14 protein-coding genes are annotated in these 13855 nt (G+C 44.9%); 13 read left to right on the top strand and 1 reads right to left on the bottom strand.

Annotated features, from left to right (window positions below; genetic code table 11):
* The first annotated feature begins 2 nt into the window (after window positions 1-2).
* The 6 genes from cysP to sirC all read left to right on the top strand — a co-directional run bounded on the left by cysP (window position 3) and on the right by sirC (window position 4998).
* Window positions 3-1067 (top strand): sulfate permease, encoded by a 1065-nt coding sequence (gene cysP, locus BFW96_RS04575; RefSeq protein WP_040083201.1) that lies wholly within the window; start codon window positions 3-5, stop codon window positions 1065-1067.
* 48 nt (window positions 1068-1115) lie between these two features.
* Window positions 1116-2264: a sulfate adenylyltransferase gene (gene sat / locus BFW96_RS04570; protein ID WP_069838791.1), complete on the top strand. Its 1149-nt coding sequence runs from the start codon at window positions 1116-1118 to the stop codon at window positions 2262-2264.
* A 12-nt stretch (window positions 2265-2276) separates the two neighbouring features.
* Window positions 2277-2870, top strand: coding sequence for an adenylyl-sulfate kinase (gene cysC, locus BFW96_RS04565; RefSeq protein ID WP_015252120.1), 594 nt, complete (start codon window positions 2277-2279; stop codon window positions 2868-2870).
* Window positions 2871-2968: 98 nt separating this feature from the next.
* Entirely contained in the window at window positions 2969-3742 is a 774-nt protein-coding gene (gene cobA, locus BFW96_RS04560) for a uroporphyrinogen-III C-methyltransferase (protein ID WP_014663921.1), read from the top strand.
* 1 nt (window position 3743) lies between these two features.
* Window positions 3744-4529 carry a sirohydrochlorin chelatase gene (gene sirB, locus BFW96_RS04555; protein ID WP_069838790.1) on the top strand — a complete coding sequence of 262 codons (786 nt, stop codon included), beginning with the start codon at window positions 3744-3746 and terminating at the stop codon, window positions 4527-4529.
* The gene (gene sirC / locus BFW96_RS04550; protein ID WP_069838789.1) at window positions 4510-4998 is read left to right on the top strand and encodes a precorrin-2 dehydrogenase; all 489 of its coding nucleotides are present in this window, start codon (window positions 4510-4512) and stop codon (window positions 4996-4998) included. The genes sirB and sirC overlap by 20 nt, the downstream gene beginning before the upstream one ends.
* A gap of 39 nt (window positions 4999-5037) precedes the next feature.
* Here the strand turns inward: sirC and rqcH are convergent, their stop codons facing one another.
* The gene (gene rqcH, locus BFW96_RS04545; protein ID WP_069838788.1) at window positions 5038-6750 is read right to left on the bottom strand and encodes a tRNA modification protein RqcH; all 1713 of its coding nucleotides are present in this window, start codon (window positions 6748-6750) and stop codon (window positions 5038-5040) included.
* A 121-nt stretch (window positions 6751-6871) separates the two neighbouring features.
* On the opposite strand from rqcH, the gene BFW96_RS04540 reads away from it, so the two are divergent.
* The 7 genes from BFW96_RS04540 to BFW96_RS04510 all read left to right on the top strand — a co-directional run.
* A complete protein-coding gene (locus tag BFW96_RS04540; protein ID WP_040083196.1) occupies window positions 6872-9544 on the top strand; it encodes a calcium-translocating P-type ATPase, SERCA-type in 2673 nt (890 codons plus the stop codon).
* Between the two features lie 82 nt (window positions 9545-9626).
* Complete coding sequence (locus tag BFW96_RS04535) at window positions 9627-10502, top strand: YicC/YloC family endoribonuclease (protein ID WP_069838787.1); 876 nt, start codon at window positions 9627-9629, stop codon at window positions 10500-10502.
* A gap of 76 nt (window positions 10503-10578) precedes the next feature.
* Window positions 10579-10848, top strand: coding sequence for an extracellular matrix/biofilm regulator RemA (remA, locus tag BFW96_RS04530; protein WP_003154355.1), 270 nt, complete (start codon window positions 10579-10581; stop codon window positions 10846-10848).
* A 7-nt stretch (window positions 10849-10855) separates the two neighbouring features.
* The gene (gene gmk / locus BFW96_RS04525; protein WP_003232083.1) at window positions 10856-11470 is read left to right on the top strand and encodes a guanylate kinase; all 615 of its coding nucleotides are present in this window, start codon (window positions 10856-10858) and stop codon (window positions 11468-11470) included.
* A gap of 3 nt (window positions 11471-11473) precedes the next feature.
* A complete protein-coding gene (rpoZ, locus tag BFW96_RS04520) occupies window positions 11474-11677 on the top strand; it encodes a DNA-directed RNA polymerase subunit omega (protein WP_003221520.1) in 204 nt (67 codons plus the stop codon).
* Window positions 11678-11757: 80 nt separating this feature from the next.
* Complete coding sequence (coaBC, locus tag BFW96_RS04515; protein WP_069838786.1) at window positions 11758-12978, top strand: bifunctional phosphopantothenoylcysteine decarboxylase/phosphopantothenate--cysteine ligase CoaBC; 1221 nt, start codon at window positions 11758-11760, stop codon at window positions 12976-12978.
* The coding region (locus tag BFW96_RS04510; RefSeq protein WP_483294921.1) for a primosomal protein N' family DNA-binding protein at window positions 12975-13855 on the top strand (881 nt) is incomplete at its 3' end. The genes coaBC and BFW96_RS04510, both read left to right, overlap by 4 nt.

The raw sequence follows: 13855 nt of genomic DNA, 5'->3' as shown, positions 1-13855 counted from the left end.
AAATGGAACTAGCCGCTATTTTATTTAGCTTGTTTTTTGCGATGAATATTGGTGCAAGCGGCGCTGCAGCTTCGATGGGAGTTGCTTACGGCTCTGGAGCCATCAAAAAGAAAACTTACGCTTTGATCCTATGCGCAGTCGGTGTCTTGGCCGGGGCGGTCATTGGCGGAGGCGAGGTCGTAAAAACAATCAGCTCTGGCATTATCCCCGAACAGACGATTACACTGACGATTGTTTGCATCATTATTGGAGCTGCTGCGCTGTCGCTCTTTACGGCAAATCTGCTCGGCATTCCTTTATCGACAAGTGAAGTGACGGTCGGCGCGGTTGTCGGCGTGGGAGTGGCTTATAAAGTATTGTTTGTGAATAATCTTCTGATCATTGTGACATTTTGGGTTTTTGTCCCGCTGTTCGCTTTTGGCTTCACCTATTTCGTATCTAAGCTGTTTCGTTATTTTAAGATTGAAGTGAAATCTTCTAAACAGCAAAAAATCCTCGGCATTGTTTTGTTAGTTGCCGGATTTTTCGAAGCATTCTCTGCCGGCATGAATAATGTGGCGAATGCCGTTGGCCCGTTAGTGGCTGCCGGTGTGCTTGATGTCGTAAAAGGAACCTTGTACGGAGGAGCTTTTGTTGCGCTCGGCGCACTGTTATTAGGCAGGCGTGTGTTAGAAACAAACGGGAAGAAAATTACGAGATTTTCAAAGGGAGAAGGCATTCTCTTATCCGGCACAGGAGCGGGACTGGTAATAATCAGTTCTGTATTTGGGATGCCGGTGCCCTTGGCGCAAGTCACGTCATCGTCTATTATCGGCATAGGCATGGCAAAAAACGGTCCGAACGTGTTCCATAAACAAGTTGTTCAAACGATGCTGAAGGTATGGATCGTATCGCCGTTTTTATCTTTATCGATTTCTTATCTGCTTGTATCCTTGTTTTTAAAAGCGGATTATTATTCGATCTTTATCATGGTAAGTGTGCTTTTAGCGGCGGGCGGTGCCGTCAGCCTGACAAAGGCCATTCGTAAAGAGAGACGCTCAGTCCACGAACAAGGCGGGGGAATCTGAACATTAATCTGAGTAATTTTATAAGTTAACTAGGAGGAGATGGATGTTATGAGCTTAGCACCACATGGAGGAACATTAGTAAACAGAGTAAATGAATCATATGATGTGAGCAGCATTCAAAAAGAAATTGAACTTGATTTAATTTCTTTCGCGGATTTGGAATTGATCGGTATCGGCGCATACAGCCCGATTGAAGGTTTCTTTAATGAAAAAGATTACGAATCTGTTGTCGAAAACATGCGTCTTTCTTCCGGCGTTGTCTGGTCTCTTCCAATCACACTTCCGGTCGATGCGCAAAAAGCAGCGGAACTGTCAGTTGGCGAAACGGTAAAGTTAACGTATGAAGGAGACGCATACGGCGTTATCCAAATCGAAGACCTGTATGTGCCTGACAAACAAAAAGAAGCTATCAATGTGTACAAAACGGATGAGCAGGAGCATCCGGGTGTTAAAAAACTGTTCAGCCGCGGCAATACATATGTCGGCGGACCGATCACGTTGATTAAAAAAGCTTCAAAACAGTTCCCTGAGTTTACTTTTGAACCGGCAGAAACAAGACGCCAGTTTGCTGAAAAAGGCTGGGAAACGATTGTCGGCTTCCAAACAAGAAACCCTGTTCACAGAGCGCATGAATACATTCAAAAAACGGCTCTTGAAACAGTAGACGGCTTGTTCTTGAATCCGTTAGTAGGTGAAACAAAATCCGATGACATCCCAGCTGATGTACGGATGGAAAGCTACCAAGTTCTTCTTGATCATTATTACCCGAAAGATCGCGTGTTCCTTGGTGTCTTTTTGGCGGCGATGCGTTATGCAGGCCCGAGAGAAGCAATTTTCCACGCGCTTGTCAGAAAGAACTACGGATGCACACATTTCATCGTTGGCCGTGATCATGCAGGTGTAGGTGACTATTACGGAACATACGAAGCACAAGAGCTGTTTGACACATTCAAACCTGAAGAACTCGGGATTACACCGCTTAAATTCGAGCACAGCTTCTTCTGTAAAAAATGCGGAAATATGGGAACAGCGAAAACATGCCCTCATGGCAGAGAGCATCACGTCATTTTATCAGGCACTAAGGTAAGGGGTATGCTGAGAGACGGTGTGCTGCCTCCTGCCGAATTCAGCCGAAAAGAAGTCGTAGAAGTGTTAATCAAAGGGATGAAGAAAAAAGAAGAAGTAGGCGTATCTTAAGGAGGACTGGCAGTGACAAATCGCGATATTGTATGGCATGAAGCCTCTATCACAAAAGAAGAGTACCAGCAAAAAAACAAGCATAAAAGCTCCATTCTCTGGCTGACAGGGTTAAGCGGCTCAGGCAAATCAACCATTGCCAACGCCGCTGCGAGAGAATTATTTGAGCAAGGCTACCAAGTCATTGTGCTGGACGGGGATAATATCCGTCACGGCTTAAATAAGGATCTCGGTTTTTCTGATGAAGACCGGAAAGAAAACATCCGCCGAATTGGAGAGGTGGCAAAACTTTTTGTTCAGCAGGGAACCATTGTCATTACTGCTTTTATCTCTCCTTTCCGCGAGGACAGACAGCAGGTTCGCGAGCTTGTGGAAGCTGGCGAATTCAATGAAGTATACATTAAATGCGACCTTGATATTTGTGAACAAAGAGATCCGAAAGGGCTCTACAAAAAAGCAAGAAACGGAGAGATCCCGTTTTTTACAGGAATTGATTCTCCTTATGAAGAACCGGAAGCGCCAGAGCTCGTTCTTGATTCAGGACAGCATGACCGTGAAGCGTGTAAAAATCAGCTGATCGAGTTTGTCAAGCAAAAATTGAGCTGAATATGATCTGCTGCGTTCTTCTCAGATACCGGAATGCAAGCGAGAACAACATCACAGCGAATGTTCTGGAAGAACTCGAATAGATCGGGGGAAATACGATGGGAAAAGTATATATTGTAGGAGCGGGTCCCGGTGATCCTGATCTGCTGACGATTAAAGCGCTGAAAGCCATTGAAAAAGCTGATGTTATCTTATATGACAGATTAGTAAATAAAGAGATTTTACAATATGCCAAAGAGCAAGCAGACCTGATCTACTGCGGGAAGCTTCCAGATTTTCATACGATGAAGCAGGAAACCATCAATCGATTTCTTGTGAAGTATGCGCAAAAAGGGAAAATAGTTGTCAGACTGAAAGGCGGTGACCCTTTTGTGTTCGGCAGGGGAGGGGAAGAAGCGGAATGCCTCTCTGAAAATGGCATACCATTTGAAATCATCCCTGGCATTACGTCAGGAATCGCGGCAGCCGCTTATGCCGGGATTCCTGTTACTCATCGGGATGCGGGCTCTAACGTCGCATTTGTAACGGGTCATTATAAAAGTGATGAAGATTTTGAGGAAAAGTGGAAAGCGCTGGCTACAGGAATTGATACACTTGTCATCTATATGGGTATCAAAAACGTGCAGCAGATTGAAAGAAAACTCCTTGAAAACGGCCGGGACGGTTCTACGCCGGCAGCCTTTATTCATTGGGGAACAACGGACAAGCAAAAATCTGTTTTTTGTACAGTTGACACCCTTTCAGAAACAGTGATAAAAGAAAACATTACAAATCCGAGTTTAATTGTCATTGGAAATGTTGTAAATTATCACTATAAGCTGGAATGGTTTGAATCTGAACTGAAAAAACAAGATTTAAGCGAGGCGTTGTAAAATGAAACAAGCAATTTTATATGTCGGCCACGGCAGCCGGGTCAAAAAAGCTCAGCGAGAAGCAGCAGCCTTTTTGGAAGGGTGTAAGGCACACATCTCTGTGCCAGTACAAGAAATCAGCTTTTTAGAGCTTCAGGAGCCGACAATTGAGACAGGATTTGAAGCATGTGTGAAGCAAGGCGCCACTCATATCGCAGTGGTGCCTCTGCTTCTTTTAACAGCTGCGCATGCAAAACATGATATTCCGGAAGAAATTGCGCGTGCTGCATCCCGATTTCCGTCAGTCCATATTTCATACGGAAAGCCGATCGGGATTGACGAAGAAGTAGTCAAGGCCGTATATCATCGAATGAAAGACATTGGTGTTCCGTATGAAAATGCCAGAGTGGTGCTCATCGGAAGGGGAAGTTCAGATCCAGATGTCAAAAGAGACGTGACTGGTATTGCTCATCTTCTTCAGGAAATGGTTCCAGTCAAGGAAGTCATTCCGTGCTTTTTGACAGCATGCGGCCGGAATTACAAAGAGGTTTTTTCAGAACTTGAAAAAGATGACGGCACAACAACCTTTATCGTTCCGTATTTGCTCTTTACGGGTATGCTGATGAATGAAATCGAACGAGAGGTTCAGAAATTAAAAGCTCATAATCCGAATGTCTATCTTTCTTCTTATATCGGTTTCCACCCTCATGTGAAAAGCGCATTTTTAAACCGTGTGAAAGAAACTGCGGCAAATCCTGAGGGACAATTTGATTTTGATGGAGGTTCATATGCTTCCGCTGCACATTAGCCTGGAAAAGAAGAAGGTTGTCATTGCGGGGGGCGGCAGCATCGCTCTCAGAAGACTGAAAACGGTGATTTCTGAAGGAGCTGATATAACGCTTGTCAGTCCGGATGTTGAACCGGAAATCAAGCAAATGGCAGAAGATCAACGCATCAAATGGAAAAAGCGGACGATCGAAAAAGAAGATTATCTCAATGCTTTTTTCATTATTGCCGCGACGGATGATGCAGCAGTGAACAAAGAAATTGCCCAATCCGCTTCGCCTTTTCAGCTTGTCAATTGTGTCAGTGACGCTGAGCTTGGCAATGTATATATGCCGAAAATCGTAAAAAGAGGACATGTCACGGTGTCCGTTTCTACAAGCGGAGCCAGTCCAAAGCACACAAAAGAGCTTGCTGAAAACGTGGATAAGCTGATTGACGGCGATTTTGTTGCTGAAGTGGATAGGCTTTATCAAGTGAGAAGAAAGAAATAAGCCAGAGCATACAAATGCTCTGGCTTTTCTTTATGCGGCTCAGCTTTTTTTGAGCTTGATGACAGTATCAGCATCAGGCGTGACAAAGACGGTATGCTGGCTGTCATAGGTGACGAAACCGGGTTTCGCGCCGTTTGGTTTTTTGACATGCCTGATTTTTGTATAATCTACAGGCACGGAGCTTGAATCTTTAGCTTTTGAAAAATAAGCTGCAATTGTCGCGGCTTCAATGATTGTTTGCTCATCCGGTTCGCTGCTTCTGATCACAACGTGGGAGCCAGGGATGTCCTTCGTGTGAAGCCAAATATCATCTCTGGCAGCCGCTCTTGTCGTTAAATATTCATTTTGGCGATTATTCTTACCCACTAAAATCGTCAGTCCTGAGGAGGATTCGTATGTTTCTAACACCGGGTTGTGCGTTTTTTGCTTTTTCTGGCCTTTTTGCTGCTTAGGGCGTAAATATTTGCCCTCCACAAGCTCTTCCCTGATTTCACTGATATCCCGGGGAGAAGCGGAGGAAAGCTGCTGAATCAGCTGGTCAAAGTATTCGATCTCTTCCTGTGCCAGCCTGATTTGCTCCTCTACAACCGCGACCGAATTTTTCGCTTTCTGATACTTCGTGAAGTAGGCCTGGGCGTTTTCGGAAGGTGTTTTGTTCGGGTTTAAAGGAATCGTGATGGTCGGACTTTCTTCATCATAATAGTTGATGACCTCAGCCTGTTTATCACCTTTTTTCAGCATATATAAATTAGCGGTTAAAAGCTCCCCGTAAAGCTGGAATTCCTTCGCATTTTCCGAATACTCCAGTGTTTTCTCTAATTTTTTGATTTTGTTGGCATTTTTCTTCCGTTCGTTGACAACAAACCGCTCAAGATCTTGAGCCTGCTGTTTGACCCGGTCTCGTTCTGCTTTTCCGAAATAAAAACGGTCGAGCAGGTCGCTTAATGAATCAAAACGGCGCGCTTCGCCTTTTAGATGAGTCAGCTCCAGCAGATAAAAATATTCCTTTCCGTTTACAGTCGTAATGTTGGGAATGAAACGGTGCTCTTTTACTTCGGCAAACAGTGCCAGCAACGCTTTTGGCAGTGTGACTTTGTTGGCGAGGCCAGCTCTGTGAACCGCTTCTTTGGCGAAAAGCGGAGACACCCCTGAAAAGTGGTCGACAATTTGTTTATCAAGCCGTCCTTCTTGAAAACTGAGGTGACGCAAAATATCATCTTCTGACGCCTCAAGCGGTGATATTTTGTCCTGGGCAGGCGGAAGCTTATAATCTTGGCCGGGCAGTACTGTACGGTAGCTGTTCATTGACGGCGATAAATGCTTAAGTCCGTCGATGATCACATTTTCTGCAGCGTCGGTCAAAATAATATTGCTGTGGCGGCCCATAATTTCTACATAAAGCTTTCGCACGGTTTCATCGCCAATTTCGTTTCGGCTTTTGATATGAAAAATCATAATGCGGTCTAAGCCCGCTTGTTCGATTTTCTCAATGAATCCGCCTTCGATATGCTTTCTCAGCAGCATGCAAAACATTGGCGGTTCACTTGGATTTTCATAGGCTTGTGTCGTGATATGCACCCGTGAATAGCTCGGATGTGCCGATAATAATAGTTTTTGGTTTTTTCCCTTGGCACGGATGTGGAAAATCACATCGTGCTTATATGGCTGATGGACTTTTGTAATTCGTCCGCCCATTATTTTCTCGTTAAGTTCGTGTGTCATTCCGTATGTAAACATGCCATCAAACGACATATGCAATACACCCTCTCATTCTTCCTGCATTCGATAATTATAGCATGAAATGGGACGAGTCAGAATAAGCATGCTTATAGAGTGATATCTCTATAAGAGAGCAGGGGAGTGGACGAGCGGAATGAAGTTTCATGAAATGGGACAAACAGATTTACTAGAGGCAACCAATACGTCCATGAAACAAGGATTAACAGAAAAAGAAGTGAAAAAACGCCTTGACAAGCATGGGCCAAACGAGCTGCAAGAAGGGAAAAAAACGTCAGCGCTTCTCTTGTTTTTCGCGCAGTTCAAAGATTTTATGGTGCTTGTGCTTCTGGCGGCAACGTTAATCTCGGGATTTCTTGGTGAATATGTAGATGCGGTTGCGATTATTGCGATTGTGTTTGTGAATGGCATACTCGGTTTCTTTCAAGAAAGGCGAGCTGAGCAATCTCTTCAAGCTTTAAAAGAGCTTTCAACACCGCATGTCATGGCACTCAGGGAAGGAAGCTGGACAAAGATTCCTTCTAAGGAACTTGTGCCGGGGGATATTGTGAAATTTACGAGCGGGGACAGGATTGGCGCGGACGTTCGAATTGTTGAAGCGAGAAGCCTTGAAATAGAAGAATCAGCGCTGACCGGGGAATCAATTCCGGTTGTGAAGCACGCTGATAAACTGAAAAAACCGGATGTTTCACTCGGTGATATTACCAATATGGCATTTATGGGAACCATTGTGACCCGCGGCAGCGGTGTCGGGGTTGTCGTCGGGACAGGGATGAATACGGCAATGGGGAAAATTGCTGACATGCTTGAATCGGCTGGGACATTGTCAACCCCGCTGCAAAGAAGACTGGAGCAGCTCGGGAAGATTTTGATTGTTGTTGCATTGCTTCTGACCGTTCTTGTTGTTGCTGTCGGTGTTATTCAGGGTCATGATCTGTACAGCATGTTTTTAGCGGGTGTCTCATTAGCGGTAGCCGCCATTCCAGAGGGGCTGCCGGCGATTGTCACAGTGGCGCTGTCGCTTGGTGTACAGCGGATGATTAAACAAAAATCCATTGTTAGAAAGCTTCCTGCTGTTGAAACGCTTGGGTGTGCGTCTATCATTTGTTCAGATAAAACAGGGACAATGACCCAAAACAAAATGACGGTGACACATGTGTGGTCCGGAGGGAAAACATGGAGAGTGACAGGGGCCGGGTATGAACCGAAAGGAAGCTTCACACTGAACGAAAAAGAGGTCAGTATCAATGAACATAAGCCGCTTCAGCAGATGCTTTTGTTCGGAGCGCTCTGTAACAACTCCAATATTGAGAAAAGAGACGGTGAATATGTGCTTGACGGAGACCCGACAGAGGGGGCGCTGCTCACCGCGGCAAGAAAAGGCGGTTTTTCAAAGGAGTTTGTAGAATCAAACTACAGGGTGATTGAAGAATTTCCTTTTGATTCTGCACGGAAAATGATGACTGTCATCGTAGAGGATCAGGACAGAAAGCGCTATATCATTACAAAAGGTGCACCGGATGTACTGATGCAGCGATCTTCCCGTATTTATTATGACGGCTCAGCCGCTCTTTTTTCAAATGAAAGAAGAGCAGAAACAGAGGCGGTATTAAGACATTTGGCATCTCAGGCGCTTAGAACGATAGCGGTCGCCTACAGGCCGATAAAAGCAGGCGAAACACCGTCAATGGAGCAGGCGGAAAAAGATCTGACGATGCTCGGCCTTTCAGGTATCATTGACCCGCCGCGACCGGAAGTCAGACAGGCGATTAAAGAGTGCCGTGAAGCGGGAATTAAGACCGTCATGATTACAGGTGATCATGTGGAGACCGCTAAAGCGATAGCGAAAGATCTGCGCCTCCTTCCGAAAAGCGGAAAAATTATGGATGGGAAAATGCTGAATGAACTTTCTCAAGAAGAGCTTTCTAATGTAGTAGAGGATGTGTATGTATTTGCCCGCGTTTCTCCTGAGCATAAACTGAAAATCGTAAAAGCCTATCAGGAGAACGGGCATATCGTGGCGATGACGGGAGACGGCGTCAATGATGCCCCTGCCATTAAACAAGCTGATATCGGCGTCTCTATGGGCATTACCGGGACAGATGTGGCTAAAGAAGCGTCATCTCTTGTGCTCGTGGATGATAATTTTGCGACGATTAAATCAGCGATAAAAGAAGGCAGGAACATCTACGAAAATATCAGAAAGTTTATTAGATACCTGTTGGCTTCTAATGTCGGAGAAATCCTTGTCATGCTGTTTGCGATGCTCCTCGCCCTTCCTTTGCCGCTTGTTCCGATTCAGATTTTGTGGGTCAACTTGGTGACGGACGGATTGCCGGCAATGGCGCTCGGCATGGATCAGCCGGAAGGAGACGTAATGAAGCGCAAGCCCCGTCATCCGAAAGAAGGGGTATTTGCCCGCAAGCTAGGGTGGAAGGTCGTCTCCAGAGGATTTTTAATCGGAGCTGCCACTATTTTAGCATTTATCATTGTGTACCACCGCAACCCGGAAAATTTGGCTTATGCCCAGACGATCGCATTTGCAACATTGGTGCTGGCTCAGCTTATTCACGTTTTTGACTGCCGAAGCGAGACTTCTGTTTTCTCCAGAAATCCGTTTCAAAACCTGTATTTAATCGGTGCGGTATTGTCATCCATTTTGCTGATGCTTGTCGTGATCTACTATCCGCCGCTTCAGCCGATTTTCCATACCGTAGCCATCACCCCGGGAGACTGGATGCTCGTCATCGGTATGTCCGCCATCCCTACTTTTTTGCTGGCGGGGTCACTTTTAACAAGAAAAAAATAAATCCATATGATATAATCTTAGGGGTAATAGCATGTCTATTGCCCTTTTATTATGAGAACAGGGAAGAATTGGGTGTTTTAAAATGATACGAAGTATGACAGGCTTCGGCAGTGCAAGCAAAACACAAGATGATCTCTCTGTAAGCGTAGAACTTAAATCCGTGAACTACAGATTTAAGGAAGTGAACGCTCGTTTGCCAAGGCCTTTGCTATATTTTGAAGATAAGCTGAAACAGACCATTCTGCAGCATATCCAGCGCGGAAGAATTGAGCTTTTCGTATCTGTTGACAGTGATATGCTTGTTGAGAAAAAGCTTGAGATTGATTGGCCGCTGCTCGATGAGTTTGTCGCAGCTGCGAGAGATATGAAGAAGCGGTATCAATTGTCTGCTGAGCCCGATGTGATGGATTTCTTTAAGCTTGATCACGTCGTCCAGGTTCATGAAGAACAGACGCAAAATGACAAGCTGGAGGCATTGATCACCGATGCTGCAGAGGAAGCGGTAAAAGGCCTCTGTGAAATGCGTGAAAAAGAAGGGCTGCTCTTAGCGAAAGACTGCCTGATGCATATTGATCAGCTTGATGAGCTGGTGAGAGAAACTGAATTGCTTGCTGCAGATGTCGTATCTCGTTACCGGGAACGGCTGTACGCCAGAATCAAAGAATGGACTGAAGATGTATTAGACGAGAGCCGGCTTGTAACAGAATGCGCTATTTTTGCAGACCGCTCTGATATTACTGAAGAGATTACCAGGCTGAAGAGCCACTTCGCCCAGTTTCGTGATATATTAGCTAGTGGTGGAGCTGTCGGGCGCAAACTCGACTTTCTCGTTCAGGAGCTCAATCGGGAAGCAAATACGATCGGCTCAAAAGCAAATGATCATCAGATCACAAAGCTTGTCGTTGAAATGAAAAGTTCTATTGAAAAAATAAAAGAACAAGTGCAAAATATAGAATAGTGACTGTGCGTATTGTTTACAGACGGTCTTACTAGGCTAAACTAGAGACGTCTATTTTACAGGGGGAACGTAGAAGATGACGATTAAACTGATTAATATCGGATTTGGCAATATAATCTCCGCCAATCGGATGATTTCGATTGTCAGCCCGGAGTCTGCGCCAATCAAACGGATGATCCAGGATGCAAGAGACCGCGGAATGCTAATTGACGCTACATACGGACGAAGAACCCGTGCAGTTGTCGTCATGGATAGTGATCACATTATCTTATCTGCCGTCCAGCCTGAGACAGTTGCACACAGACTTTCTGTTAAAGAAGAAATTATGGATGAAGGGCAGGGGTAATTGCCGCATGAAAGAAAGAGGGTTATTAATCGTTCTCTCAGGTCCCTCAGGAGTTGGTAAAGGAACGGTTCGGCAAGCGATTTTTTCGCAGGAAGACACAAAATTTGAATATTCGATTTCAGTAACCACTAGAAGTCCAAGAGAGGGCGAAGTGAACGGAGTCGATTATTTTTTCAAAACAAGAGACGAATTCGAGCAAATGATTGCGGACAACAAGCTGCTTGAATGGGCAGAGTATGTCGGCAATTATTACGGCACGCCTGTCGATTATGTTGAACAGACGCTTCAAGATGGAAAAGACGTCTTTTTAGAAATTGAAGTCCAAGGGGCTCTTCAAGTGAGAAATGCTTTCCCGGAAGGCCTGTTTATTTTCCTTGCGCCTCCAAGCCTTTCTGAACTGAAGAACAGAATCGTGACACGAGGCACAGAAACAGACGCTCTGATTGAAAATCGAATGAAAGCCGCAAAAGCTGAGATTGAAATGATGGATGCTTATGATTATGTTGTTGAAAACGATAATGTAGAAACGGCTTGCGATAAAATCAAAGCAATCGTTCTTGCTGAACATTTGAAGCGTGAACGTGTTGCACCAAGATATAAGAAAATGCTGGAGGTTGAATAATCAATGTTAGATCCGTCAATTGATTCTTTAATGAATAAATTAGATTCCAAATACACGCTCGTGACTGTTTCTGCGAGACGTGCCCGTGAAATGCAAATCAAAAAAGACCAAATGATTGAACATACGATTTCACACAAATATGTAGGCAAAGCTTTAGAAGAAATTGATGCAGGCCTGCTTTCGTTTGAAAAGGAAGACCGCGAATAGTAGCACAAGTAGCAACCTATATCATGTAGGTTGTTATTTTTTTCCGTGCGGTTTTGTAAAGTGCAGAGGGGGAGAATTCATTGCTTAACAATCGAAATGTGTTACTTTGCGTGAGCGGAGGCATCGCTGTTTATAAAGCCTGTGCGTTAACGAGCAAGCTGGTTCAGGCAGGAGCAAATGTGAAAGTGATTATGACTGAATCAGCTTGCCGATTCGTTTCACCGCTGACATTTCAGGCATTGAGCCGCCACGAAGTCTATACAGATACATTTAAAGAACAAAATCCAAGTGTCATTTCCCATATTGACGCCGCAGACTGGGCCGACTTGATTATCGTTGCGCCGGCTACGGCTAATGTGATCGGAAAACTGGCTAACGGCATCGCTGATGATATGCTGACAACAACATTGTTGGCAGCGACGGCTCCCGTTTGGATCGCGCCGGCGATGAACGTTCATATGTATGACCACCCGGCAGTCAAACGAAATATTTCTGTATTGTATCAGGACGGTTATCGTTTTATTGAGCCGAGTGAGGGCTATTTAGCATGCGGTTACGTCGGAAAAGGAAGATTGGAAGAGCCTGAAAATATCGTAAAACTGGCCGAAAAACATTTTGCTGATGAAACATCCGCCCCTTTAGAAGGCAAACGTGTGGTCATTACAGCCGGCCCAACACGGGAAGTGGTTGATCCTGTCCGGTTTTTCACCAATAAATCGACGGGCAAAATGGGCTACGCATTAGCGGAGGCTGCAGTCCGGCTTGGTGCACGGGTAACTTTAATTTCTGGGCCTGTTTCACTTGATCAGCCCAAAGGACTTGCTCAGTTTATCCCTGTTCAATCGGCTGCCGATATGCACGAAGCTGTGCTCTCCGTGTATGAAGCAAGTGATATTGTCATCAAAACAGCTGCGGTAGCCGATTTTACGCCAAAAACAGTATTTGACCATAAAATGAAAAAACAAGACGGCGGTATGACCTTAGAACTGAAAAGAACGGTCGATATTTTGAAAGAATTGGGCGAGAAAAAGAAAGAGCAGATTTTAGTCGGATTTGCCGCTGAAACACAAGACATTGAACACTATGCACGTAAAAAGCTCGCTGCCAAAAATCTTGATATGATTGTGGCAAATGATGTGAAAGCAAATGGGGCCGGTTTTGGTGCTGATACGAATATCGTGACAATCTTTTTCAAAGACGGGCATAAACGCGAACTTCCGATCATGTCTAAGCTCGATGTTTCGTTTGAAATTCTTCAGGAGATCGCAGCCCTCTCAAAACAAACCGGAGAAAGAACATGAATTTTGCAGAGGTCATCGTGGATGTCAGCACCAAAAATATAGACAGGCCTTTTGATTATAAAATCCCAGACCATCTCAAGGGTATGATCAAAACGGGGATGCGGGTCATTGTTCCGTTTGGCCCCCGTAAGATTCAGGGGTTTGTAACAGCAGTCAAAGAAGCATCTGACCTATCGGGGAAATCTGTCAAGGAAGTAGAGGATTTATTAGATCTTACACCTGTTCTGACAGAGGAGCTTATGGATCTGTCATCATGGCTGTCCGACAAAACGCTGTCTTTTAAAATAACGGCACTTCAAGCAATGCTGCCTGCCGCATTAAAGGCAAAATATGAAAAAGAATTAAAAATTGCAAACGGAGCTGAGCTTCCGCCGCAAGTGGAGCGGCTGTTTTCTGAAACAAAGACGCTGCTGTATTCAGATATACCCGATCATAATACGTTGAAACTGATTCAAAAGCATGTTCAAAAAGGGAGCATAGACGTAACCTATAAAGTCGCGCAAAAAACAAATAAAAAAATGGTGAGGCATATTCAGGCAAATGCGAGTAAAGAAGAGCTTGCTAAGCAGGCTGAGGGATTGTCCCGTCAAGCAGCCAAGCAGCAGGCGATTCTTCACTTTTTCATCTCTGAGCCAGAAGGTGTGAAAATCCCTGCGGCGGACTTGTGCAAAAGAACGGACGCGAGTTCTGCGACCATCAAAACCCTTATCCAAAAAGGGCTTTTGAGGGAAAGCTATGAAGAGGTCTACAGAGATCCCTATCAGGATAAAATGTTCAAAAAAACAGAGCCGCTGCCACTGACAGACGAACAGAGAGCTGCCTTTGAGCCCATACGCGAGACATTGGATAAGGATGAGCATAAAGTGTTCCTCCTTCA

Origin of the sequence: Bacillus sp. F56, assembly GCF_001748205.1 — a bacterium.
Classification (GTDB): Bacteria; Bacillota; Bacilli; order Bacillales; family Bacillaceae; genus Bacillus; species Bacillus stercoris.
The sequence above is the reverse complement of the archived record's forward strand: the minus strand, read 5'-3'. Positions and strand labels throughout refer to the sequence as shown.